Source organism: Pseudomonas sp. T1.Ur, from assembly GCF_023516725.1.
Lineage (GTDB): Bacteria > Pseudomonadota > Gammaproteobacteria > Pseudomonadales > Pseudomonadaceae > Aquipseudomonas > Aquipseudomonas alvandae.
This window is the reverse complement of sequence record NZ_JAMGSN010000001.1, coordinates 4,306,348-4,329,728: the sequence shown is the minus strand read 5'-3', so window position 1 is coordinate 4,329,728 and position 23,381 is coordinate 4,306,348. Positions and strand designations below refer to the sequence as shown.

15 protein-coding genes are annotated in these 23,381 nt (G+C 60.7%); 5 read left to right on the top strand and 10 right to left on the bottom strand.

Annotated features, from left to right (window positions below):
- Positions 1 to 14 precede the first annotated feature (14 nt).
- The 3 genes from M8Q45_RS19255 to M8Q45_RS19245 form a co-directional block, all read right to left on the bottom strand.
- A complete protein-coding gene (locus M8Q45_RS19255; protein WP_030139601.1) occupies positions 15 to 746 on the bottom strand; it encodes a GntR family transcriptional regulator in 732 nt (243 codons plus the stop codon).
- 514 nt (positions 747 to 1,260) lie between these two features.
- Positions 1,261 to 1,767, bottom strand: coding sequence for a L,D-transpeptidase family protein (locus M8Q45_RS19250; protein ID WP_039591469.1), 507 nt, complete (start codon positions 1,765 to 1,767; stop codon positions 1,261 to 1,263).
- Between the two features lie 40 nt (positions 1,768 to 1,807).
- A complete protein-coding gene (locus M8Q45_RS19245) occupies positions 1,808 to 2,359 on the bottom strand; it encodes an NUDIX hydrolase (protein WP_249876000.1) in 552 nt (183 codons plus the stop codon).
- Positions 2,360 to 2,506: 147 nt separating this feature from the next.
- Between M8Q45_RS19245 and M8Q45_RS19240 the strand changes: the two genes are divergently transcribed.
- The 3 genes from M8Q45_RS19240 to M8Q45_RS19230 are packed head-to-tail and all read left to right on the top strand — an operon-like array spanning position 2,507 to position 3,853.
- Positions 2,507 to 3,106 carry a CoA pyrophosphatase gene (locus M8Q45_RS19240; protein ID WP_249875999.1) on the top strand — a complete coding sequence of 200 codons (600 nt, stop codon included), beginning with the start codon at positions 2,507 to 2,509 and terminating at the stop codon, positions 3,104 to 3,106.
- A gap of 16 nt (positions 3,107 to 3,122) precedes the next feature.
- Positions 3,123 to 3,647, top strand: a complete 525-nt coding sequence (locus M8Q45_RS19235; RefSeq protein ID WP_249875998.1) for a gamma carbonic anhydrase family protein — start codon at positions 3,123 to 3,125, stop codon at positions 3,645 to 3,647.
- On the top strand, positions 3,644 to 3,853 hold the full coding sequence (locus M8Q45_RS19230) for a DUF1289 domain-containing protein (RefSeq protein ID WP_207966780.1): 210 nt from the start codon (positions 3,644 to 3,646) through the stop codon (positions 3,851 to 3,853). The genes M8Q45_RS19235 and M8Q45_RS19230 overlap by 4 nt, the downstream gene beginning before the upstream one ends.
- Before the next feature lie 282 nt (positions 3,854 to 4,135).
- Here M8Q45_RS19230 and M8Q45_RS19225 read toward each other — a convergent pair whose 3' ends face one another.
- On the bottom strand, positions 4,136 to 4,774 hold the full coding sequence (locus M8Q45_RS19225) for a Pr6Pr family membrane protein (protein ID WP_249875997.1): 639 nt from the start codon (positions 4,772 to 4,774) through the stop codon (positions 4,136 to 4,138).
- A 9-nt stretch (positions 4,775 to 4,783) separates the two neighbouring features.
- On the bottom strand, positions 4,784 to 5,014 hold the full coding sequence (locus tag M8Q45_RS19220; protein WP_030138550.1) for a VF530 family protein: 231 nt from the start codon (positions 5,012 to 5,014) through the stop codon (positions 4,784 to 4,786).
- A 497-nt stretch (positions 5,015 to 5,511) separates the two neighbouring features.
- Here M8Q45_RS19220 and M8Q45_RS19215 point away from each other — a divergent pair, with 497 nt between their 5' ends.
- The gene (locus tag M8Q45_RS19215; RefSeq protein ID WP_249875996.1) at positions 5,512 to 7,926 is read left to right on the top strand and encodes a glucose/quinate/shikimate family membrane-bound PQQ-dependent dehydrogenase; all 2,415 of its coding nucleotides are present in this window, start codon (positions 5,512 to 5,514) and stop codon (positions 7,924 to 7,926) included.
- A 231-nt stretch (positions 7,927 to 8,157) separates the two neighbouring features.
- Here the strand turns inward: M8Q45_RS19215 and purT are convergent, their stop codons facing one another.
- From purT to M8Q45_RS19200, 3 genes are all read right to left on the bottom strand, one after another.
- On the bottom strand, positions 8,158 to 9,339 hold the full coding sequence (purT, locus tag M8Q45_RS19210) for a formate-dependent phosphoribosylglycinamide formyltransferase (protein ID WP_249875995.1): 1,182 nt from the start codon (positions 9,337 to 9,339) through the stop codon (positions 8,158 to 8,160).
- Positions 9,340 to 9,430: 91 nt separating this feature from the next.
- Positions 9,431 to 9,898, bottom strand: a complete 468-nt coding sequence (locus M8Q45_RS19205) for a VUT family protein (protein ID WP_249875994.1) — start codon at positions 9,896 to 9,898, stop codon at positions 9,431 to 9,433.
- Positions 9,899 to 10,100: 202 nt separating this feature from the next.
- Positions 10,101 to 10,886 carry a siderophore-interacting protein gene (locus M8Q45_RS19200; protein WP_249875993.1) on the bottom strand — a complete coding sequence of 262 codons (786 nt, stop codon included), beginning with the start codon at positions 10,884 to 10,886 and terminating at the stop codon, positions 10,101 to 10,103.
- Between the two features lie 184 nt (positions 10,887 to 11,070).
- Between M8Q45_RS19200 and M8Q45_RS19195 the strand changes: the two genes are divergently transcribed.
- Entirely contained in the window at positions 11,071 to 14,037 is a 2,967-nt protein-coding gene (locus tag M8Q45_RS19195) for an RHS repeat-associated core domain-containing protein (RefSeq protein ID WP_249875992.1), read from the top strand.
- Between the two features lie 61 nt (positions 14,038 to 14,098).
- Here M8Q45_RS19195 and M8Q45_RS19190 read toward each other — a convergent pair whose 3' ends face one another.
- Together M8Q45_RS19190 and M8Q45_RS19185 are read right to left on the bottom strand one after the other, a co-directional pair.
- A complete protein-coding gene (locus M8Q45_RS19190; protein ID WP_249875991.1) occupies positions 14,099 to 18,679 on the bottom strand; it encodes a SpvB/TcaC N-terminal domain-containing protein in 4,581 nt (1,526 codons plus the stop codon).
- Positions 18,676 to 23,340, bottom strand: a complete 4,665-nt coding sequence (locus M8Q45_RS19185; RefSeq protein ID WP_249875990.1) for a Tc toxin subunit A-related protein — start codon at positions 23,338 to 23,340, stop codon at positions 18,676 to 18,678. Before M8Q45_RS19185 ends, M8Q45_RS19190 begins: the two co-directional genes overlap by 4 nt.
- Positions 23,341 to 23,381: the final 41 nt, after the last annotated feature.

The window sequence follows — 23,381 nt, the reverse complement described above, 5'->3', positions numbered from 1 at the left end:
AATTCTGTGGTCGTCTAGCGCCGCAGCTCTGCGACAAAGTCGTAGTAGTCGTTGCGGCAATAGGTGTCGGTGACTTCGATGGGCGTGTTGTCTTCCAGGTAGCCGACCCGCGTCATCAGCAACATCGCGGTGCCGGGGGCGATGCCCACCAGGGCGGCGAATTCGTCCGAGGCGTTGATGGCCTGGATGTGTTGCAAGGCACGGACAACCGGTTTGCCGATGCCATCGAGGAATTCATACAGCGAATCGCCCACGGCCTGTGGCTTGGGAATGATCGACGCGGGCAGGGTGCTCATCTCGATCGCCATGACCGTGTCGTCGGCCTTGCGCAGCCGTTTGAGCCGGGCGACTTTGTCAGTGGGCGACAGGCCCAGGCGGATCAGTTCTTCGTGAGTTGGCGGAGTGATTTCACGTTCCAGCCATTGGGAGCCGGGCACAAAGCCTTTGAGCCGAAGCATTTCGCTGAAGCCGCTGAGGCGTGAGAGCGGTTGTTCCAGGCGCGGCGTGATGAATGTTCCCGAGCCCTGGTTGCGGCGGATCAGGCCTTGTTCAAAAAGCACTTCCAGCGCCTTGCGGGCGGTGACCCGGGAAATGCCCAGTTGCTCGCTCAGGCTGCGCTCGGACGGCATCGCTTGCTCGGCTTTCCATTGGCCGGCGTGGATGGCGGCTTCCAGATTGCGGGCCAGTTGCAGGTAGAGCGGGGTGGGTTGGGTGTCGTCGGGGCGCAGGGCCAGGATGTCGTTCATGTGCGGTTTGTCCGATGCGGTTGTAGGAGTTTTCGCTCGGTGAGTGGGATGGAAGCTAATACCACTTGAATACCATGTCAACGCTGCTGCTGGCGCTTTTTAGGCGTTTCATGGGGTGTTTTGGGGGGGGGCTTTAAGTGGTATTAGTGTGGCGGGGTTGGATCGCGGCGTTACGGTGTCGGGCAGAGGTTTTAGGGGGCAGTGGTATGCACCGGGCGCAGGTTGCGCAATTTGATATTTATTTGCTGGCGATCGGTGATTCGTTTTATTTGGCCGGCCTGGTTCTGGGGCACCGCGCTCCCACAGGGGCAAGTGTCGATCACTGGTGAACGACACAAATCCATTGTGGGAGAGCTTGCTCCCGCTGGGCCGGTCCGACGCCACGGGCGAAACGGCCCTCAAGCCAGGTAATTCGGTGTGTCAGGCAGATTGAGTTGTTTGCCAAGGGGGTTGCTGTGCAACCCAGCGGGAGCAAGCTCCCTCGCCACAAGAGCTCCTCGCCGCGAAAATGGGGCTACGGCCGGATTTCGATCATCGTCCCATCCGGCACCAAGTTCCACACTTCGCGCATGTCGACATTGCGCATGGCGATGCAGCCATCGGTCCAGTCCAGGGTATGGAACAACTGTTCAGGGTTGTCTTCCGAATCTGGGGTGCCGTGGATCATGATCATGCCCCCCGGTTCCACGCCTTCGCGGCGGGCGCGGGCGGCGTCACTGATGTTGGGGTAGGAGATGTGCATCGACAGGTAGAACTTGTCGCTGACCTTGCGCCAGTCGATCCAGTAAAAACCTTCGGGGGTGCGCTTGTCGCCCTCGATCAGCTTGGGGCCTTTCTTGGCGCCCTTGCCCAGGGAGATGCGATAGGTCTTGAGCGGCTTGCCGTCGTTGATCAATTGCAATTGATGGGCGGACTTGAGCACCAGGACTTTTTCGATGACCTTGCCGTTGTAGGTTCCCACGGCAGCGGCTTGGGACACAGCGGTAAACGACAAGCAGAACAGCACAAGCAACCAGCGCATTGAAACGATATCCCTAGAGGTGTCGCGGCTATATTGGATTTTAAGTATTGGCAGGCTGGGCCAGCGGCGGTATCGACTCGGATCGCACCGGATAATCCTCGGCTCGCCGGTCAGCGTAGAAGTATTCTAGGGTACGGCCCACCGTGCGGAAAGCCAGCTCGTCCCATGGGATGTCGGCTTCTTCGAACAGCTTCACTTCCAGGCTCTCGGGCCCGGCGGCAAAGTCGATATCCACCAGCTCGGCGCGGAAGAATACATGCACCTGGCTGATGTGCGGTACGTCGATCAGCGTATAGATGTTCAGGTTTCGCACCCGGGCACAGGCTTCTTCGGCGGTTTCACGCACGGCGGCTTGCTCGACGGTTTCGCCGTTTTCCATGAAGCCGGCCGGCAATGTCCAATAGCCACGGCGTGGTTCGATGGCGCGTCGGCACAACAGGACCTTGCTACCCCAAGTCGGTACACATCCGGCAACGATATTGGGGTTCTGGTAGTGGATGGTATGGCAGGTGTCGCAGACGAAACGCAGGCGCGAGTCGCCCTCGGGTATGCGTTGGGTCACCGGGTTACCGCACTGGCTGCAGAATTTCATGCTTGGATTCCTGAAGGCTGCGCCTATCTTGGCGTGTGCGGGCGGGTATCGGCAAGTTGTCGTTTCGCGACATGGCGCGGTTCGGGGGCTTGGGCCGCTTGCATGATTGGTGCATGATGCAAGGCAGCGAATAAATCGAGAAGTCTCATGCTGGACGAGCTACTGCATCGAGTAAGCAACCATACCCCGCACGATCTGCAGGCTGACCAACGTTTTCCCGAAGCCGCGGTGCTGGTGCCGATCACTCGCAGTGACGAACCGGAGCTGGTACTGACCTTGCGCGCCAGTGGGCTCTCGACCCACGGTGGCGAAGTGGCGTTTCCCGGTGGGCGCCGGGACCCGGAAGACCCCGACCTGATCTTCACTGCGCTGCGCGAAGCCGAGGAAGAAATTGGCCTGCCTCCAGGGTTGGTGGAAGTGATCGGTCCGCTCAGTCCGCTGATTTCGCTGCACGGCATCAAGGTCACGCCTTATGTCGGCGTGATTCCGGATTTCGTCGAATACCAGGCCAACGACGCCGAGATCGCCGCGGTGTTCAGCGTGCCGCTGGAGTTTTTCCGCAAGGATCCTCGCGAGCACACTCACCGCATCGATTATCAGGGCCGCAGCTGGTACGTGCCCAGCTACCGTTTCGACGGGTACAAGATCTGGGGCCTGACGGCGATCATGATCGTGGAGCTGGTCAACCTGCTGTATGACGCTGATATCGACCTGCACACGCCGCCCAAGACGTTCATCAACACCTGATGCCACGAGGATCCTCATGAAATACCGCCTGGGCGATGCCCGTGTCGAAACCCACCCGAAAAGCTGGGTCGCGCCCAACGCCACGCTGGTGGGCAAGGTCCGGCTCGAAGAGGGCGCCAACGTCTGGTTCAACGCGGTGTTGCGGGGCGACAACGAACTGATCCTGATCGGCAAGGACAGCAACGTGCAGGACGGCACCGTGATGCACACCGACATGGGCTATCCGCTGACCATCGGCACCGGCGTGACCATCGGCCACAACGCCATGCTCCACGGCTGCACGGTGGGGGACTACAGCCTGATCGGCATCAACGCGGTGATTCTCAACGGCGCGAAGATCGGCAAGAACTGCATCATTGGCGCCAACTCGTTGATCGGCGAAGGCAAGGAGATCCCCGACGGTTCGCTGGTGATGGGCTCGCCGGGCAAGGTCGTGCGGGAACTGACCGAGGCCCAGAAGAACATGCTCGAGGCGAGCGCGGCGCATTATGTGCACAACGCCCAGCGCTACGCCCGCGACCTGGTCGAGCAGGAACAATGAACGCGCCTGAACGTCCGGTTCCTTCGCCCTGCGTGAACATCTGCGCGTTGGACGATGACGACATCTGCACGGGCTGCCAGCGCACCGTGGCGGAAATCACCCGTTGGAGCCGGATGGACAACGATGAGCGCCGCGGCGTGTTGGCGTTGTGTCACGAGCGGGCCAAGGCGAGTGGGTTGGTGTGGATGTTGCCGGCCAGGCGCTGATGCCTGCTGTGCGGGCACGCCCCTGTGGCGAGGGGATTTATCCCCGCTGGGCCCTGTAGGAGCTGGCGAAGCCTGCGATCTTTTGATCTTGATCTTGATCTTGATCTTGATCTTGATCTTGATCTTGATCTTGATCTTGATCTTTCGCTTGCGATTCGGGGGGCTTTGAAAAGATCGCAGCCTCGTTGCACTCGGCAGCTCCTACGCAGCTTCTACGCAGCTCCTACGCAGCTCCTACAGGCGCAGCCCAGCGGGAGCAAGTTCCCTCGCCACAAGGGCTTCTCACAAGGCTTTAATCGATCGTCGTCCAATCCACCGATCCAACCCCACCACCCCCAGCGCAATCCCGACAAAACCCAGCAATATCCCCCCGGCATTGATGAACACCTGCGCATAACCCAGGCTCGCCACGTCGATGAACGGGTAGGGGTAGGCCGCCAGCAAATCCCCGCGCAGCAGGATGTAGGCGAAGTACACCAGCGGGTAAATCATCCACAGCCCGATATGACCCAGGCGCAACGTGCCTTTGGGCACCCACAGCCCCCAATAGATGATGAACAGCACGGGCATGACGTCATGCAGCAATTCATCGGCGACAAACTGCCAGCCTTCCGGTTGCCAGAGGTGGCGCAGCAGCAGGTTATAGGCCAGGCCGACGAGGGCGATGCTCACCGCGATGCCGCTGCGTACCGCAGGCAGCAGGAACCAGCGCCGGACGGCGGATTCACGATGGGTCAGTTCCCATGTCAGCACCACGGCGGCCAGGGTATTGGTCAGCACCGTGAAAAAACTGAAGAAGTTGACCAGGCCACCCAACAGGCTCGCGCCCAACTCCCAGCGACCCAGCAGGATCAGGTAAAGCTGGACGCCCAACCCCACCCAGCCGAGCAATGCCAGCGTCGACACGAAACCGGTTCGCACGTCCACGGTTCAGAGGGGACGCTTGGTGCGCATCAGCTTGATGTACAGGCGCTCGACTTTTTCCCGTGCCCACGGCGTCTTGCGCAGGAACGTCAGGCTCGACTTGATGCTCGGATCGCTTTTGAAGCAACGGATGTCAATGCGTTCGGCCAGGCCCGACCACTCGTAGTGCTGCACCAGGGCGTTGAGGATCTGCTCCAGCGTCACGCCGTGCAGCGGGTTGTTGTTCGGTTCGGTCATGGCGGGCCTTTGCAGGAAGAAGTCTAAAGCCGCGCACCTTAGCCGAGGTGCCCGTTGGGTGGAAGCATGGCGTTCATCACGGCTTCGTGAAGCCGGCAAACTGTTACCGAATCCGAGATGATCCATGTCAGCAAAAGCACTTTCTCTATTTGTAGCGGGACATTATCCTTGCGCCGTTTGCTGAAACGCTTCTCCTGGCGTGCCAGAGCGGTTAACCACGCTCAATTGCCACCCAGATCCCGTTGCACTGACGCCGCGAAGACAGCGCTATCTCAGTGTGCATTAAAAGAATTCATGTGGGAGCGAGCGTACTCGCGATAGCGATCGCACATCCAGCATTCAAGCCGACTGACACACCGCATCGCGAGCAAGCCCGCTCCCACAGCGGACCGCGCCAATCGAATTTGCCTTTTTTCAACTGAACCATGCCCCCTCAGGATCGTCATCTAAAGTGACTACTTGCGCGGGACTCCTTAAAACGTCACGGAGATACAACTATGAGCACTGAGGGTGCTTTGAGTCGAAGCCGTCTGCTACCGAGCCTGCTCGGCGTTCTGCTTCTATTGATGGGCCTGGCCCTGCTGGCCGGGGGAATCAAGCTGAGCACGCTTGGCGGCTCGCTGTACTACGTGCTGGCCGGTATCGGCTTGGCGATTACCGGCGTTCTGCTGATCATGGCCCGCCGTGCGGCCTTGGGGCTGTATGCGCTGGTGCTGTTCGCGAGTACGGTCTGGGCACTGTGGGAAGTGGGCCTGGACTGGTGGCAACTGGTGCCGCGCCTGGCGATGCTGTTTGCCTTGGGCATTGTCCTGCTGTTGCCATGGTTTCGCCGTCCGTTGCTGACCGCCGATGCATCGCCCATGGGCACCCGAGCGCTGGGCGCCGCCGTCGTCATAGCCGGTATCGCCGCCCTCGCCAGCCAGTTCACCAACCCCGGTGAAATCAAGGGTCAACTGGACCGCGACAGCGTGCCGGGCATGGCCAATACCGCACCGTCCATGCCGGACGGGGACTGGAACTCCTACGGCCGCAGCGCTCACGGCGACCGTTACTCGCCGCTGGCACAAATCACCCCCCAGAACGTTAGCAAGCTGAAGGAAGCCTGGACGTTCCGCACCGGCGACCTGCCAGGCCCGAATGACCCAGGCGAGACCACGGCGGAAAACACCCCGCTGAAGGTCAACGGCATGCTCTATGTGTGCACGCCTCACAGCCAGGTGATTGCCCTGGAGCCTGAAACCGGCAAGGAAATCTGGCGTTTCGATCCGAAGCTTTCCACGCAAAAAGCGGAAAACTTCAAGGGTTGGGCCCACATGACCTGCCGCGGCGTGAGTTATCACGATGATGCGGTCTACGCATCGGCCGAGCAGAGCCCGACCGGCACCGCCAGTACCACGCCGGCCAGCACCGTGTGCCCACGGCGAATCTTCCTGCCGACCGCCGACACCCGCCTGATCGCCCTCAACGCCGACACTGGCAAGATGTGCGAAGACTTCGGCGACAAGGGCCAGGTTGACCTGAGCGCCAACATCGGCGGCTTCACTGCCGGCGGTTACTACTCCACGTCGCCACCGGCGGTCACCCAGAACCTGGTGGTGATCGGCGGCCACGTTACCGACAACGTCTCCACCGACGAGCCAAGCGGTGTGATCCGCGCCTACGACGTACACACCGGCAAGCTGGTATGGAACTGGGACAGCGGCAACCCGGACGACACCACGCCGATTGCCGAAGGCCAGACCTACACCCGCAACTCGCCGAACATGTGGTCCATGTTCAGCGTCGATGAAAAACTCGGCATGCTCTACCTGCCGATGGGCAACCAGACCCCCGACCAGTTCGGTGGCTTCCGCACGCCTGAATCGGAAAAATACGCCGCCGGCCTGACGGCTCTGGACATCGCCACCGGCAAGGTGCGCTGGTACTTCCAGTTCACCCACCATGACCTGTGGGACATGGACGTTGGCGGCCAACCGACCCTGATGGACATGAAGACCGCCAATGGCGTGAAACCGGCCGTACTGGCGTCGACCAAGCAGGGCAGCATCTACGTGCTGGACCGCAGCAACGGCCAGCCGATCATTCCGATCAAGGAAATTCCAGTGCCGCAAGGCGCGGTGGAGGGCGACCATACCTCGCCGACCCAACCGATGTCCGACCTGAACTTCGTGCCGCCGGTCCTCAAGGAGCGCGATATGTGGGGCGTGACGCCGTTTGACCAGATGTTGTGCCGGATCGACTTCAAGTCGCTGCGTTACGACGGCATGTTCACCCCGCCGTCGCTGCAAGGCTCGATCGTCTACCCAGGCAACTTTGGCGTGTTTGACTGGGGCGGCATCTCGGTCGATCCGGTGCGCCAGATCGCCTTCGTCAACCCAAGCTACATGGCGTTCAAGTCGAAACTGGTTCCAGCAGCGGAAGTGGCGGGTGGCCCGGGTCGCAAGAGCGAAACCGAGGGGGTGCAGCCAAACAAAGGCGCGCCGTATGGCGTGATCCTCGAAGCGCTGCTCTCGCCCATGGGCCTGCCTTGCCAGGCGCCTGCGTGGGGTTATGTCGCGGCCGTGGACCTGACCAACAACAAGACGCTGTGGAAGCACAAGAACGGCACCGTGCGCGACAGCTCGCCGGTACCGATCCCGCTGAGCATGGGCGTTCCAAGCCTGGGTGGCACCTTCACCACCGCCAGTGGCCTGGCGTTCCTGAGCGGTACGCTTGACCAGTACTTGCGCGCCTACGACGTGAAAAACGGCAAGCAGTTGTGGGAAGGCCGCCTGCCCGCAGGCGCCCAGACCACGCCGATGACCTACACCGGCAAGGACGGCAAACAGTACGTGCTGGTCGTGGCGGGTGGTCACGGTTCCCTGGGCACCAAGCAGGGTGACTATGTGATTGCTTACAAGCTGGCGGATTAAACCCAACCGGCGCCCATGAAAAAGGCGACACCCTTGCGGGTGTCGCCTTTTTCTTTAGCCCTGCTGGACTTTGTAGGAGCTGCCGAGCGAAGCGAGGCTGCGATCTGTTGATCTTTCACTTGAGATTCAAGTGTCTGGGGAAGATCGCAGCCTCGTTGCACTCGGCAGCTCCTACGCAGCTCCTACGCAGCTCCTACAGGCGCAACCCTGCGGGAGCGAACTACTAAGGGTTTACAGTTCGATTTTCACCGCCTGCGAAGCCCGGGTCGCCTTGGCGCGGGCGGCTTCGATGGATTCGTCGCGGGCCAGGGCCACGCCCAGGCGGCGCTGGCCGTTGACTTCCGGCTTGCCGAACAGGCGCAGCGCCGTGTCCGGTTCGCTCAGGGCGGCGCCAAGGTTGGCGAACGCGGTCTGGGTCGATTGGCCTTCCACCAGGATCACCGCCGACGCCGAAGGACCGAACTGGCGGATCAACGGGATCGGCAAACCAAGAATGGCGCGGGCATGCAGGGCGAATTGCGAGAGGTCCTGGGAAATCAGCGTCACCAGGCCGGTGTCGTGCGGACGCGGCGAGACTTCGCTGAACCACACCTGGTCACCCTTGATGAACAGCTCGACGCCAAACAGGCCACGACCACCCAGGGCCTCGGTCACCGCCTTGGCGACGCGCTCGGATTCGGCCAGGGCCGCCGGACTCATGGCCTGCGGCTGCCAGGACTCCTGGTAGTCGCCCTTTTCCTGACGGTGGCCGACCGGCGCGCAGAACGTGGTGCCGCCAACATGACGCACGGTCAGCAGGGTGATCTCGTAGTCGAAATCGATGAAACCTTCGATGATGACCCGGCCCTTGCCGGCGCGGCCGCCTTCCTGGGCGTAATCCCAGGCTTTCTGCACGTCATCGACGCTGCGCAGCAAGCTCTGGCCTTTGCCCGAGGAACTCATTACCGGCTTGACCACGCAGGGGAAACCCAGGGTTTCGACGGCCTTGCGGTAGTCTTCCACGGTGTCGGCGAAGAAGTACGGCGAGGTCGGCAGGCCCAGCTCTTCGGCGGCCAGGCGACGGATGCCCTCACGGTTCATGGTCAGTTGCGCGGCGCGGGCGGTGGGGATCACGGTGAAGCCTTCGGCTTCCAGTTCCACCAGGGTCGCGGTGGCGATGGCTTCGATTTCCGGCACGATGTAGTGGGGCTTCTCAGCCTCGATCACGGCGCGCAGGGCGGCGCCGTCGAGCATGTTGATCACATGGCTGCGGTGGGCCACTTGCATGGCCGGTGCGTTGGCGTAGCGATCCACGGCAATCACCTCGACGCCCAGGCGCTGCAGTTCGATCACCACTTCCTTGCCCAGTTCACCGCTGCCACACAACAAAACGCGGGTCGCGGTGGGCGACAATGGAGTTCCGATACGGGTCATCTGAAGGTCCTCAAACAGGAGCGGATCATCGGGGGCGCGCGCCGGGCGAGCTTCCCATGGGGAGAAAGCGCGGCATTTTACATGAACCGCGTCAGCCGGCGACGGCCTGTTTGCGCAGACGCCAAGCCATGATCAGCCAGACGGCGGTGACGCCGGCGAATTTCGACAGCAGCGCAGTGATCACTACGGCTGGGGTCAGGGCGTCGATCAGGCCAAAAAAGATGAAGGTATCCAGGGGGATGCTCAAGGCTGAGCTTATCCACAGGCGATCATGCAGGGGGCGCTTGGTGATCGTGAACACCAGCCAGTCGATGCACTCGGACACCGCGAACGCCGTGGCGCTGGCCAGGGCGATGGTCGGGTCGGAAGTGAGGTAGGACAATACCAGAGCCACCAGCATTGCCACCAAGGCGCCATGGCCGAAGCGGGTCTGCACCATGTCGCGCAAGATAAACACCAGCCCGCCCCAGGCCGACCAGATGATGTCCAGGTGCGGCGCCGCGGAAAACGCGAAGTTGATCAGCACGACGCTGCTTATGTAGGCGATCAGGTAAAGCATGGGGGGTACCTGGTGGAAGGTTGATCAAGACATTAAAGGAAAGCGATGGCTCTGTGGTGAGGGAGCAAGCTTGCGCTGGGCTCTGTAGGAGCTGGCGAAGCCTGCGATCTTTTGATCCTGAGCTTTCGCTTGCGATTCAACTGTCTGGGACAAGATCGCAGCCTCGTTGCACTCGACAGCTCCCACAGCCACCGCCATTCACTCAATCTTCCTCATTGTCATCGAGCTTCCAATACCCCACCGCCTTCACGAAATCCTGGTCCAAGCCTTTCTCCTCCAGCAACACCTTGCGGATCTGCCGCGACACCTTGCTTTCGGTCGCCACCCAGGCGTACAGCTTGCCGGTGGGTATCTCCAGTTGCTGCACGGTTCGCAGCAGGCTGTCGTGGCGGCCCTCACGCAAGACCCAGATCACGTGCACCTGGGCCGGGCTTTGGAGCACTTGCTGTTCCGCGCCATTTTCCACTTCCACCACCACCAACGCCCGTCGGTTGGGTGCCAGGCCTTCGAGGCGGCGGGCGATGGCGGGCAGGGCGGTTTCGTCACCGATCAGCAGGTAGCTGTCGAAGATGTCCGGCACGATCATCGAGCCCCGCGGCCCGGCGATATGGAGAAATTGCCCGGGCGCCGCCTGGGCTGCCCAGGTGGAAGCAGGGCCGTCGCCGTGGAGGACGAAATCGAGGTCCAGCTCCAGGGTCTCCAGGTCGAAGCGGCGGGGGGTGTAGTCGCGCATCTCGGGCATCGGGCCCTGGGTCTTGCCGGCGCTGGGGTTGAAGTTTTCCACGGCGGCATGCTCCTCGGCGTTCTGCGGGAACAGCAACTTCACGTGATCGTCCGTGCCCAGGCTGACGAACCCGGCCAGTTCCGGCCCGCCGACGGTGATGCGGCGCATGCGTGGGGTCAGGTCGACCACCCGCAGCACTTGCAGGCGACGGCGCTTGATCTCGTGGGTGACACGGTGAATGGTGTTTGGATCGACTTCAGTCATGCTTTCACTCCGAAACGCTTGGACGGGCTGGGCCGCTAGCTTATACACCCCTAGGTATAGACGGGGGACAGGCTCATGGCTTTACACGATGCATTATCTCGACACAACAAACCTGCGCGGAACTGGCCGGTTTCCTGGCGGGCATCGCTAAGCTGGTTGAACCACTGGAGTTCAAGGATGAACCATGTCAGCACATTTGCATCAATTCACGCCATCCCTGGCGGCCATCGACCCTCGGGGCCTGGGCGTACGTCAGGTCGCCTATCACCGATTGAATCCCGCGCAGGCCCCCGAGGCCCGCATCAGCCGGCAGGTGTTCGGCGCCACCGGCCTGCTGCTGGAACAATGGGACCCGCGCCTGGGTGAGTTGCGCCAGGCTGGCGCCCAGCCCAACCAGGCCCGGCGTCATTCGCTTTCGGGGCAAGCGCTGCTCACCCGCAGCACCGACGCCGGTTGGCGGGTGATGTGGCGCGGCGCGGCCGGTCAGTTGCTGGACGTGTGGGACGGGCGAGGCTCGCACCAGCGGCATCAGTACGATCCGTTGATGCGACCGGTGACGGTGTTCGAACGCACGGCCGAGGAACCGCGACTGCGCTGTGTCGAACGCCTGGCTCATGCCCCCAGTACGCTTGATGCCGCGCGGCGCAATGCGTGCGGTCGGGTGATTCGCCATGACGACCCGGCGGGCACATTGTCCTACGAACATTTTGGCCTGCGAGGGGAGCCCCTGAGCGTGGCGCGGCGTTTCTGGAACAGCGAAACGGTGGACTGGCCGCTGTCCGAGGGCGACCGTCACCGGCATCTGGAGACGCACAGCTACCTGACCACTTGGCGCTACAGCGCTGCGGGCGAGCCCGTCATGCAAACCGACGCCAAGGGCAATTGCCTGGAAAACACCTACTGCCTTGACGGGCAACTCGCCGGGATGTGGTTGACGCCCCGGGACAGGCGTCGCCAGCGGCTGGTCGGCCAGCGGCGGTACAACGCCAGGGGGCAGATCGAGTCCGAGCGCGCCGGCAATGGCATCATCCGTCGGACCCGCTACAGTGAGGCCGACGGGCGGATCCTGGCAATCACCAGCCACGTCGGGAACACGCTGCTGCAACACCTGGCCTACCGATACGACCGCGTGGGCAACGTGATGAGCGTCAGCGATTCGGCCCAGCCGGTGCGCTGGGCCAGCAACACGCGGATCGCCGCGGTCCAGGCCTACCGTTACGACACGCTGTACCAATTGGTGGAGGCCAGCGGACGGGAAAACAGTGGCAATGCCCCTGGAGGTGCGCCGACGGCCATGGTCGCCTTCGGTACCGACGACAGTCAGATACGCCAATATGTGCGCCATTACACCTATGACCGCGGCGGCAACCTGACGCAATGGCGCCATGTGCCGAGCAGCGGCTCGGGTTTTACCCAGGGCATGATCGTTGCCGAGCGCAGCAATCATGCGCTGTTCAGCGGCACCTCTGCCGGCTTGGGCGATGCCTTCGATGCCAATGGCAATCCGAAGGCGCTGGGACGTGGCCAGCCGCTGCGGTGGAACGCCCGTAATCAGTTGGTCAGCGTGGTGCAGGTGCTGCGCAGCGATGCCGCCAACGACGATGAACGCTACCTCTATGACAGCGCTGGTTCCCGGGCCATCAAGCGTCGGCGCTACCAGGCCCATGCGTTGGAGCACACCGAGGAGGTGCGTTATCTGCCGGGCCTGGAAATCCGCCGCGACAGTGCGACGGACGAGTGGCTGGACGTGGTCAATGTCGAAACCGGCAGCCAGGGCGTGCGGGTGTTGCTGTGGGAACGCCATCCGAAAAGGCAGACGCGCGCGGCCCAGTCGCGTTTCAGCCTGCGCGACCACCTGGGCAGCAGCACCTTGGAGCTGGACGAAAACGGGCAACTGCTCACCCAGGAAAGCTACTACCCCTATGGCGCCACGGCGTGGTGGGCGGCCAGCAGCACCACCGAGGCGGGCTACAAGACGTTGCGCTATTCGGGAAAGGAACGGGATGCCAGCGGCCTTTATTACTATGGCTTGCGCTATTACGCGCCGTGGCTGATGCGTTGGATCAACCCCGACCCGGCCGGCGCCGAGGGCGGCTGGAATCTGTATGCGATGGTAGGCGGTAACCCAATCAGCGAAGTGGACGAATGGGGCACCGCGCCCGCCCGCAGAAGAGGATCGCTCGACGCCGGGACAAGCTCGCCCCCCGTGGCAAATCCAACGACAGTCGGCCCGTCAAGACTGATGCCGGACCGACGCTTTCAGGCCGCCGCTTCGGCGGGCTTGCGTGACTACCTGGCAGCGGATATCAGCTTTTACATCGGGGTCGCGCTGGATCAAGTGTTCGAGGCGACGGCTCCTACACAGGGAATGAACCAGGCATTGATCGGTTTGGTGGCTGCCCTGGACGCGCTGGCGATCGGGCACATGACGACGGGGCTTGCTCGCCGCGGGACGGACGCGGCGATTTTGCTGGGAGGGGTCACTGCAATGTTCGCCTTTGGAGGATTCATGGTCTATGCGGAGCCCTCGACGTCGCAAGATACCTGGGACCCCATCGCTCGGGCGCGGCTTATCGGCCATGTCCGGGCGTTGTCGCGTGAGCTGTTCCAGCAGATCACAAGAGGGCTGGGCACCGATGTACCGTGGGGCGACGTGTCGATTGCGCAGCGCATCCCCAGGGTCGGATTGGCCGCGGCGGGCTATTCGGCGGCAACGGTTGCCAACGCGCTGTACGGCACTCACGTTCCTGGTCCTTTGCAGTCGAACATCAGTCCCGTGATCGAGGCCTATGACGGCTTCTTGGGCACGGCCATCCGCAGCGGCCACGGCGCTGTGGCAGAACATCCGCCGTCAGCGTCGGCCATCCAATCGCCCGATCGCTGGGGGTTGTTCCATGGTGGCGCCACCCGAATGCTTGTTCAGGTCTGGGCCTTTTGGGGCGGAGTGGCCATCGAGGCGGCTGCCGCCGCGATTACCGGTTTGTTGCCGGAGCGACAAGGCACCCGGGTGCGCAATCTGGTGGCCGTGGCACGTGGGGTTGCCTCGGGCTTGACCGAGTTTCGAGGGGTGTTGATGGCGGCCGCCCGAAGCGGTTATGCCAGGCGAACTTCGTGGCTGCCATCGGTCAGGCCTCAAGGCAACATTCATTGAGGGAATGGTCGCCGTCAGTGCCTGTGGGAGCCCTCAGGAGCTGACGGCGGCCAAGGGCGATCTACGTGGTTTCGGTGGTTTCGGTGGTGTCGCCCTGCATTTCTTCCCAGGTATCGTTTTCGTCTTCGTTCACCGTGTACCAGGCCCAATACGTGACTCGCCGCATGCAGCCGTTGGCGGTCAGTGTCCGGGTTGGCCGGCCCAATGGGTCATGGAACTGCCGGTCGCTGTAGCCCAGTTCGCGCAGGGACTGATCGTTGATGTAGCGGTGGGTGTCGGCGAAGTACGGGCGGTAGACCCGGATCGTCAACCCTTTGTTGTTGTATTCGACCCGTTCGCTGACACGCCAGCGCGGGTCGGCTGGCACGCTCAGTATCTGCCCCGGGCCGGGCTGGCCGCCTTGCGCAGCTGATGGGTCGGCTTTCAAGTTGCCATCCTTATCCACGGCAAAGGCTGGCCCGGGTTCGGTTTTCTGCTTGCTTTGCAGGACACGGCCGAAACCGTCCCAGCAGGTCAGGTTGATACGAATCTGCTGCTCCGGGTCGTGCGGATAACGATCAGCCTGCAACTGGACCGCATGCATGGGTTCGCGTGGGGTTTCATCGATAATGGCCTTGAGGGTCAGTTCGCTGCTGCTCAGGTCCGGCAACCTCCTTGCCAGCCGTTGCCTGCCCGTGGCGCGGATATGTCCGCTGGGCAATAGGTAGCCTTGGGTGACCCAGTCCTGGCGCATGGCAGGATGCCAAGCCACCGAACCCATCCAGCTGAAGCGGTCATAGGCGTGGGCGGTTGCCGCATCTTGCAAGAGCGTGCGAGGCGCTGCGATCGCGTTTGCGGGGGTGTCGTCCATGGGGCGAACATACCGATCGTGTATATAAAAACCTATCGGCTGGTCCTGCTCCCGACCGTTGAACGCGCTGGCAAGCACCTGGCCGAAACCGTCGTAGACGGCTTCCTGCATCGTGCCGTTGGGATCGGTAATGGTGATAGGCAGCAAGGTCCGATAGTCGGATTTAACCTGGGTGACGCATCCATCCGGCAACTTGATGTCGGTCAGGAGGCACGCGTAGCGGTCATGTATCAGGACGGTTTCATCATGGTCCGGGGTCGGCTTCGACGCCCTGACCCGGCAGAACTGCCTGACAGGTGCGTAGCGGGAGAAACTGCGCTGGATCGACCACAAGCCATGGTCCGTCTGGGTTGCCTCCTCTTCGTTGGCGAAGAAAAACAAGTCCATGGGCCGATAGCCGATGTCTTGCAGTTTCTGTTCGAACGCCTTGGACGGATAAGGCGGCAGGTCCGGTATGTCGCGGTAGACCTCAAGCGCCTTGGGGTCCAGTTCAGCGCTTTGCACATGATCGATCAAGCCCTGGAAGCTGGCCATGCCGGCTGCCAGTGTTGACGCAGCAGTGCCGGGTTCCCGGTAATGCTGTACCGACAAAGCGCTCAACTCCCGTTTGGCCTGGGAGGACAATGGGCCCGTCGTTTCATCCAGCAACTGTTCGTAGGAAAAATTGGCAGGCGTCAGATGGGGATGCGTCTGTTTGTCCAGCACCAGGACATTGCCACGCAGGCGCCAGGGTAGGCCCAGTCGCCAGCGTTGAGGTGCGGCCTGATGAATGAACTGAGCCAGGGTTTCGCTCAGGTAATAGGCTTGCTGCGCCTCGTCGTGCGTGTCACGCCACCATTGTTGCTGATGGCTGTTGGTGAGCAATGCCGGCGGATCGTCATTGGCGGTTTTACGCCGCGCATGATGCACGGTGACGTGATGCACGGGGCTGCCATAGTTGTCCCAGCGCAGGTTGACCTGATGTTGGCAAACCGGGTCGTCAGCCACGCGCTCATATCGATAACCGACCGACTCCAGGTTCAGGACCAGCGTGCGGGCATAGCGTTGCGTCCCTTTTTCGTAAGGCAACTGACGCACCAGATAGCGGTGATGTTGCACGCAATAGGGGCCGTCCTGCGGCGTTGCGCCATTGGCCCAGACTTCGACTCGCAGCGTGGCACCGCTGAGGGCGTGCCTGGCTTCATCGAGCTGTGAGGTATCCGGGGCGTCGATCAGGTCATCGTGCTGCTCGGCAGGCAGTGAGCCGGACGCCCGGTGTCGGCTCAGCAATGTCTTGCCCAGGACCAACGCCTGCGGATCGTGGTCGCTGTGTCCGTCGCCAGGCATGTCGACGGATTGACCGTTGTGGAACCAGGTCTTGGTCAATACCGGCGCACTGTAGCCCTCCTCGGGCGGGTCGCTGGGGTTGTGCTCGGCATCGCGGTGCAACAGCAGTCCATACCCACGGAAAACATGTTCGCGCCGGTCGTAGTAACCCTGCCGATAGCTGAACGTCTGGGTGTGCCGGCTGCCGGTGATTTCATCCAGCACGGTTTGCCGACTGACCAGCGGCACCGCAAAGGGGACCCGGCACACGGCGGGCACGTCGCCCCGGTTCAGTTCCTGTTTCTCGTCCAGCCATTCCTGGGCGCTGCTGCGATAGTCGATCAGGGTCCGCGTGCCCATATTGTTTTCGGTCTGGCGCAGCAGATACGGTTTGCTGACGAAAAAATCGTAGCGCCAATGACGGGGCGATGGGTGCGGTACGCTCAGCACCAGGCTTGGAAAGCCCAGGCCTTGCAGGTCGGCGATGCTGACCTGGCAATGGTCATCGTAACGGACGCCGTCGGGCCACTTCACCCTGACGGCATGGAGGGCGAGCCCGTTTCCGCCCTGGTTGCGCAGGATCGTGAAACCGTCTGTCTCCACATAGACCAAGTCCGTTGCCCCTGAGCCATCGAGGTCGGCCAGCAACACGCGCGAAGCCTGGAAGGACTCGTAGGCAAAAGGCAGCGTGGCAAATACCCAGCCCTTGCCGAAACGACCGGCCCCCAGGTTCGGCCAGCATTTCACTTCGTTGTGGCGGATACGCACCAGATGCTGCTGGCCGCTGCCCAACACGTCACTGAACACCACCAGTTCGGTTGCCGAGTGGGTAATCAAGGGCAAGGCGTCATCGTCGTCAGCGCGCGGGACTTCGGTTTCGCCGGCGAATCCGTCCTGTCGACGACTGGCGTACAGGCGAACGCTGCGGGGGCCGATCATGACGAAGTCCAGGAAGCCGGCGCCCATCACATTGGCCAGGCGGCCTTGTGGATGAAGAAATTCGACCGGGAACGCATTGAACGGCATGAAGCCCGACCAGGTGCCGCCGCTGTCCAGGCTGAAGAAACCGCTCATGCCGGGACGGGTCACCAGCCATTCGAGCTGGCCGTCGCCGGTGATGTCCAGCAACATCTGGCGCACGGGGCGCGAGGTGTCGGCCACTGGAACGTTGGGAAGCGCCCGGGGCGGCCCGTAGGTCAGGTCATCGCCCTGGGTCCTCAGCGGTTCGCGATAAAACCAGCATTTGTCGTCGCGGTACAACAGGCCTGGCAGCCCCTCGCCGAACAGGTCTGCCAAGAAATAGCGTTGCCCGTCGTTGAGCCCGGGAGCCGTGAGCTGCTCATGGCGATGCAGGTCCCGTTTCAGCCTGCCCGTTCGATAAAGCAGCTCCAGTGGGGGATGGCTCCACAGCCTTCCCGTCGGGTCAATGCCTTGCTCATGCGCGCCGGTCAACAGGCTGAACGAACCCTCGGTGACGTCGTGTTCCAGCAGCAGGCGCCTGACCAGGACGGGGGCCGGCCCCATGCTGGTTTCGCTTGGGAAGTAATGGAACATCAGGACCTGACGACACAGGCGCAAGGTTCTCAACTCGAAACCGTAGGCAAAGCTCGAGAAAGGGTCCTGGCGTAACATCCCGTTGCCCTCGGCGTGATGTGACGGCGTCTGATCGATGGCCGTGGTGCGTTCGCCGTAGTCCAGCACCAGCTCGAAGTGCCATTTCACTTGGACCGGAATGTTGCCGAGCCAGAGGTAGAGATGTTCGTCGTTCGTCGCGCTGAAGTTACCGTAGTGAACGCTGGCCAGATAACGCTGGGCGCGAGTGTCACGGGGATATTGCGTGCGTTGGCTTTCTTCCCGGTAGTGGTAGTAAATATGCTCGCCTACGGGGTTGAGGCTTTCTTGCAACAGCCACTGCGCGACCTTTTCCGGGTTGTCCGGGTCGGCAATGCGCGCCAGCATCGTCTTGCCATAGAGATGCAAGTCGCCGTTGGCGCCTTGTACCAGCCAGAAACCGGCGGGGTCGTCGTCCGATCGCCAATGTTCGATACGAGAAAAATCGCTCTCGACCCTGGGGAAATGACGGGTGACCGTATAGGTCGTGTCCAACTCGAGACCGTTGAAGCGGGCGTGGAACGTCTCGACGACGGCGCCTTTGACATCTTGCTCGGGCAGCAGGGGCTGGGCATCGGGGCCGAGGATCACGTCCCGCTGCGTGTAGGTGGGAACGCCTTCGCGGGTACGGCGCGAGATGGCGCCCAGCGGCACGTTCCAACCCAGCCCGAACGGGCTGTTGCCGGCGGTGCTTTGATAGATCAGTGCCAGGGCGGGGGCGTAGCCGCGCCCGGCGGAAATCGGCAAGCCCAACTCGAACGTCGCCGTGCCGCTGGCGCCGATCTCGCCCCAGCCTTTGCCAAGGCCGGTCAATGCGCCGCCGGCCTTGGGCAGCGTGGGTATCTCGATGCCGGAGGGTTCGGAGGCTGTATTCATTGCGCACCTCCTATGCCGGGCCGGGCGGTGTAGCGCAGGTGGACAATGATGTCGGTGATGGATTCGAGCAGTGCTCGCTGGTTCCTGGGGTTGGGGAATGCCAGTGTCCACTTCGAGATCGCGCCGGTGAACTCGAACGGCAGGTATCGCTCGTCTCCGAAGTTGAGGGTGAACTGGCCGCTGTCGTCGAACCCGGTCGACAGGGCGATCTGCTGGTTGGAGCGCTTGTCCGTGAAGGCGGTTTTTCCATCCGGCCCGATAATCTCGTGGCTGGTTTGGGTCAGTATGGCCTTGATGTCCTCGTAAGGACCCAACGTGGCGGGCAGCGAGACACTGATGCTTTTTATGCGGCGAAGCGTCTGGCCGGGGTAGTCCGCTTCGAACAGGCTTTGAGGCAGATCGAAGGTCAGCGTACCGCCGCTGGTCACTGATTTTATGAACGCGGGCCATGGTTCAGGCGAAGATCTATTTTCGGACTGGGAAGTCAGGACACCGACACTGCACTCCGTCATTTTTTGGCGTAGCGAGAGGGTCTTGACGATCTCCAGGTCTCGTCGATGATCCTCCAGGTAGGCTTTGTTCATTTTCATGAGGTCGAGCTTCAACGACTCCCCCGCCAGCAACCCTCGATGACTGTTGTTCCAGGAGTCTCTCTGGAAAAACGTTCGGTCCTGGGCCAGTTCGAATTGCCAACAGGCTTCAGCGTCCTTGCACAACGAAAGGGCTACGCCATAGGCCTCGTGATAGAGGGTGGCGAGTTGGCCGTTCAGCCACTGATAAAGCTGTGCCTTGGAGAAGCGTTTGCTGAGCAAATCATGGATGGACCGGGTTTGTTCAAGGGACGTCCGGGCTACCTTGAGTTGCAGGTGCGTGGCCTTTTCCTGTTCCTGATAGGCCTTGAACTGGGCTTCCAGTTGGGCAAGCTCAAGGTCTGCCTGCTCCTTGGCATAGACCCATTCCTCCGCCCGGCGAGTGAATTGTGCGGAACGGTCCAGCATGTTGGCGGCGTTGCGAGACGCGCCGGCTTCCCCTTCAGCCGCTGCCTGGAGGGCGAACCCCAGGCCCTCCCAACGCATACCGCCGTTGGCAAGACCGAAAATGTTGGGCGCGAGCATGGCGACGCCGGCCAAGCCGCCTGCCACTGCTGCAGCCGCTTCATGCCTGGCTGCGGAATCGTAGTGTTGGTTCGCTACGGTTTCTCCCTGATTGATACCTTCGTCGAGCAGCCCGGCGAAGTACTGGATTCGCGCCTCGATCAATGCGCGGCTGGCCTGTAGCGCCTCCAGGTTTTTCTGATCGATGACCAGGGCCTGGGTGTGTTGGTCGACGACGATTTTGGCAAGATCCCAGGCATGCTGTTGTTGCAGTTGAAGGTGTTCGGCCTGTTCCTGCCGTTCAATCAGGGACAGCAGGGTGTTGCCGAATTGAATGATGTGTTCGACGGCGCTCATGGCGTGCGCCGCCAGGGCCTGGAAGCGGTAATGGGCTATGGACCGCGAAGTCTCCCCGACCCGCGCTGCACCCGGACCGTATAAGGCGTTTGGGCTACGGAACGCAAAAGGCCCCGCTGATTGGGCAAACAACTTCAGGCGCAAAGGGTTGCCATTGATATCCAGATTGTGTCGAAGGTTGTACAACCGGCTCTCAAGCTTGTCCCATAGGGCCGTCAGCGCGGGGTTGAAGGGCTGGAGCAAGTGGTCGGTGTCCTTGAGCCAAGGCGTAGCGTCCTGTTTTTCAACACTGATTGGATTAACCGCAAGGGGCACATCTTGTTCGAGCTGACGCAACGCTTCGGATTTATTGTCGGTCAGTTGCGTGAGGGGAATGCTCTTCCAAGGCTCCGTCAGCGTAACGGTAGGACGCGGCCCCAGTAGCTCGCTGGCCCGCACATACCAGAGCTTGGCCTGCCCCAGGCTGTCCGGCGTAAGTTGTCGATAGGCCGCGTCGCCGCGGTTGACCAGAATGTCCAGGTACAGCATGTAAAGCGATTTGCGCAAATGAATCGGGTTGCTCAGGGCCAGATGGTTAGGGTCATATGGCGACTGGAGCGCGTAGTGGGGGAGGTTGTCTTCGCGCGTCAACTCGTTCAGGTTCCAATAGGGAGGGCGCTTCGGGTCGAAAATGTAGCCCAGCCAGGTTTCGGCTTCCGGGTAACGTCCTTCCTGGTTCAAGCGATACGCCACGGACCAGGGCAAATATAAAAACACCTCCCAAAAGCTCTTGCCATGGGCACCGTGGAAGTCCAGGGACTCGAGCTCTTTTCCTTCGGCTATCGCGGGCTCTTTCCATTGTTCTGGTCGCAATGAAAAAAAATGATCCAGGCTGAGGCTGGCGGCCTTGACCAGTTCCTTGGCGAAACGGGTATTGGTGCGCTGGGGGGAAAACATAAGGCCGGTGTCACTGAAGTCGATGAATTCTGCTTCGCCCATGCGCTTGGATCGTGGCGCAATGGCATTTGCCGCCATCGGCTTCCCGCCCTTCAGCGCCACAGACACGTACTGCAGATAGTGCCTTGTAAGGCTGAATTTCTTGTCTTTTAGTTCATACACCAATACCCCGTGGAGGAAGTCTTTCGTTGCGGTTGAAGGATCTACTGATAGTGATGTACTTAGGGAGGTTCTATTTCTTAGTAATGGAACTGCGTGCTCGTAGTCTTCCAGTGATTTGCTACCTGTCAACGCAACCATCGTGTCGTTGCTGATAGCACCGGGAACCAAGGCGTTCGGCGTTATCGGCTGCATAATGACGTGTCGATAGAGGCGCGTGATCGGGGGGGTTCGGATCAGCTTTATTTTTGCCTCGAATAGGCGTTGTTGGATAATTTGCGTTGTATGGAATGTCAGGGTGGCAATGTAAGTTTCGCTTGCCGCCGTCAGGATGTCGTGGCTGTTATTTGAAATGGGGGCGTCGTGCTCGATGATGTAGCGTTCTTCTTCTATGGAAAATCTAGTGGTTTCCTTTGTTAAGGATATGGGGACTTCTTTGTTCGTTGTTGGGTTCGCCAAAACCAATAGGATTGAGCTCTGCTGGATGTCAATAAAACGGGTTGGAATCGTACCGGTAAAGATAATTTCTACCTTGAGTTTAGGCGAGACATTATTGAGCTCCACGTCTAGGAAGAATGGATGATGGGGGCCTGTTGATATGCCACTGAACAAGAACTCCAGGGGAGGGAGGAAGTCCCGATTCAACGTCGAGGTCAGGTGAAGATGGTCTGGCAGCTTTTTTGGATTGGCAGGATCCGGGATGGGCGATGTCAGTATTGCCTTCAGGGCACTGGCATGAGGCACGTTTTCAACAGAGTACCCGCTCTCTTCGGGCACGACAGTACTGGTGAGTAGACGGGCGGCATTGTGGATGTACTGGAAGCGGCCTTTGTCACTTGACAAATACTGGGTAAGTGCGCGCTTGGGTTCTGTAGGAAAGTAGTCGAACTCATCTGTTAGAGAGACCGCTTCTATAGGTACTGCAGCGCTGACGGAGCCGAGAACCTGTTGGGTGTGGGAATGATTCAGACTCACGGCAATACGAAAAATCCTATTGAAATCTATACCGATGAACAACTTGTCTAAATGAACTGCATAGGTCGCGATGGTCTGGAGGTTAGCTTTGAACGTTGAAAAATTGTCGTTTGCCTGGGCTGGAGTGCTGGGGGCAGGCAACCTATCCTTGTCACTGTTTTTGTCATCGTCTACCGGCGATTTTTTTTGGTAATAGCGATCTATGACGATGTGGGGGGCGCTCCAACTGTCGTCATATTTTTTATGGGAGTACTTTATCTGGACTTTTGGGAAGTGCGACTTTCTGTAACTCTCAGAACCTTCCGAGTACGTCGCTCCATCCGCCCCTTCCGCTGTTTTTATGTGAGATCCAAGGGGCCCCATGGGTGGGGTCACCTCGGCCCAGATGACGTACAACCGGTTGTTGAATATGACGGGTCGTAACGTTTGATCCGCCATTTCATCTGGGAAGGCAATATCTATCTTTTTCCAGTCCGACCAGTTGGAAAAGAATCTTGAAGCCGGTTGTTGGGTCGTGGCCGAAGGTCGTTGTAAGCCGAGTGAGCGCCAATAGTAGGTTTTTTCCGAGCTGGATTTACCCACCAAGTAATAAGTGCTGGAGTCCAGTGCGGTATGGTCCCCGTCTATATAGCCGTTGAGTGTTTCGATATTGGCAATTTCTTCGAAACGGGAAAGATAGGCTTGCAGGGACGCATGAACGCTTTTCAAGTCGATCCGGTATTGGCTGAGGTCATTCTCCAACAACTCGAAGCTTTCGCTCTTGTCCTTTCGCAGCAAGGGGCTCAGGTAGATTTCCGGATACGTCCGTAGCTTTTCGTGGTCACTCCAAAGCGCGTAGGTGTGTAGGCGGTCCCGCCAGGCCTCCTCTTCCGAGGCGGTCATTCGATGCGTCTCGTAGCCGGGTTCGAGGCCTAGCTGAATTCGATTGATGTAGTGCTGGAGGCTGGCGATGGCGGCTGCCACTTCGCTGGTGTTGACATCCTGGCTGACGAGGACATCGATCAGCCAATGTTGATAAAGGTCATCGGCAGTCTTCAGGTCGGGGAGCGTCTTGTCGGTCGATACGACGTGGGTCAGGTAATAAGCCAGCATTGCATCGCGCAGGGTTTCGTTGAGTTGTTGTTTGAGCTGGGGGGACATGATCATTCCTTGAGCAAGTCGGGAGAAGGGTATCGTTAGTG

Coding starts and splice junctions, on each gene's coding strand:
- M8Q45_RS19250 (WP_039591469.1), bottom strand. CDS start 1,767: ATGCGCTGGTTGCTTGTGCTGTTCTGCTTGTCGTTTACCGCTGTGTCC.
- M8Q45_RS19240 (WP_249875999.1), top strand. CDS start 2,507: ATGCTGGACGAGCTACTGCATCGAGTAAGCAACCATACCCCGCACGAT.
- M8Q45_RS19185 (WP_249875990.1), bottom strand. CDS start 23,340: ATGTCCCCCCAGCTCAAACAACAACTCAACGAAACCCTGCGCGATGCA.
- M8Q45_RS19205 (WP_249875994.1), bottom strand. CDS start 9,898: ATGCTTTACCTGATCGCCTACATAAGCAGCGTCGTGCTGATCAACTTC.
- M8Q45_RS19195 (WP_249875992.1), top strand. CDS start 11,071: ATGTCAGCACATTTGCATCAATTCACGCCATCCCTGGCGGCCATCGAC.
- M8Q45_RS19215 (WP_249875996.1), top strand. CDS start 5,512: ATGAGCACTGAGGGTGCTTTGAGTCGAAGCCGTCTGCTACCGAGCCTG.
- M8Q45_RS19245 (WP_249876000.1), bottom strand. CDS start 2,359: ATGAAATTCTGCAGCCAGTGCGGTAACCCGGTGACCCAACGCATACCC.
- M8Q45_RS19255 (WP_030139601.1), bottom strand. CDS start 746: ATGAACGACATCCTGGCCCTGCGCCCCGACGACACCCAACCCACCCCG.
- purT (WP_249875995.1), bottom strand. CDS start 9,339: ATGACCCGTATCGGAACTCCATTGTCGCCCACCGCGACCCGCGTTTTG.
- M8Q45_RS19235 (WP_249875998.1), top strand. CDS start 3,123: ATGAAATACCGCCTGGGCGATGCCCGTGTCGAAACCCACCCGAAAAGC.
- M8Q45_RS19190 (WP_249875991.1), bottom strand. CDS start 18,679: ATGAATACAGCCTCCGAACCCTCCGGCATCGAGATACCCACGCTGCCC.
- M8Q45_RS19200 (WP_249875993.1), bottom strand. CDS start 10,886: ATGACTGAAGTCGATCCAAACACCATTCACCGTGTCACCCACGAGATC.
- M8Q45_RS19230 (WP_207966780.1), top strand. CDS start 3,644: ATGAACGCGCCTGAACGTCCGGTTCCTTCGCCCTGCGTGAACATCTGC.
- M8Q45_RS19220 (WP_030138550.1), bottom strand. CDS start 5,014: ATGACCGAACCGAACAACAACCCGCTGCACGGCGTGACGCTGGAGCAG.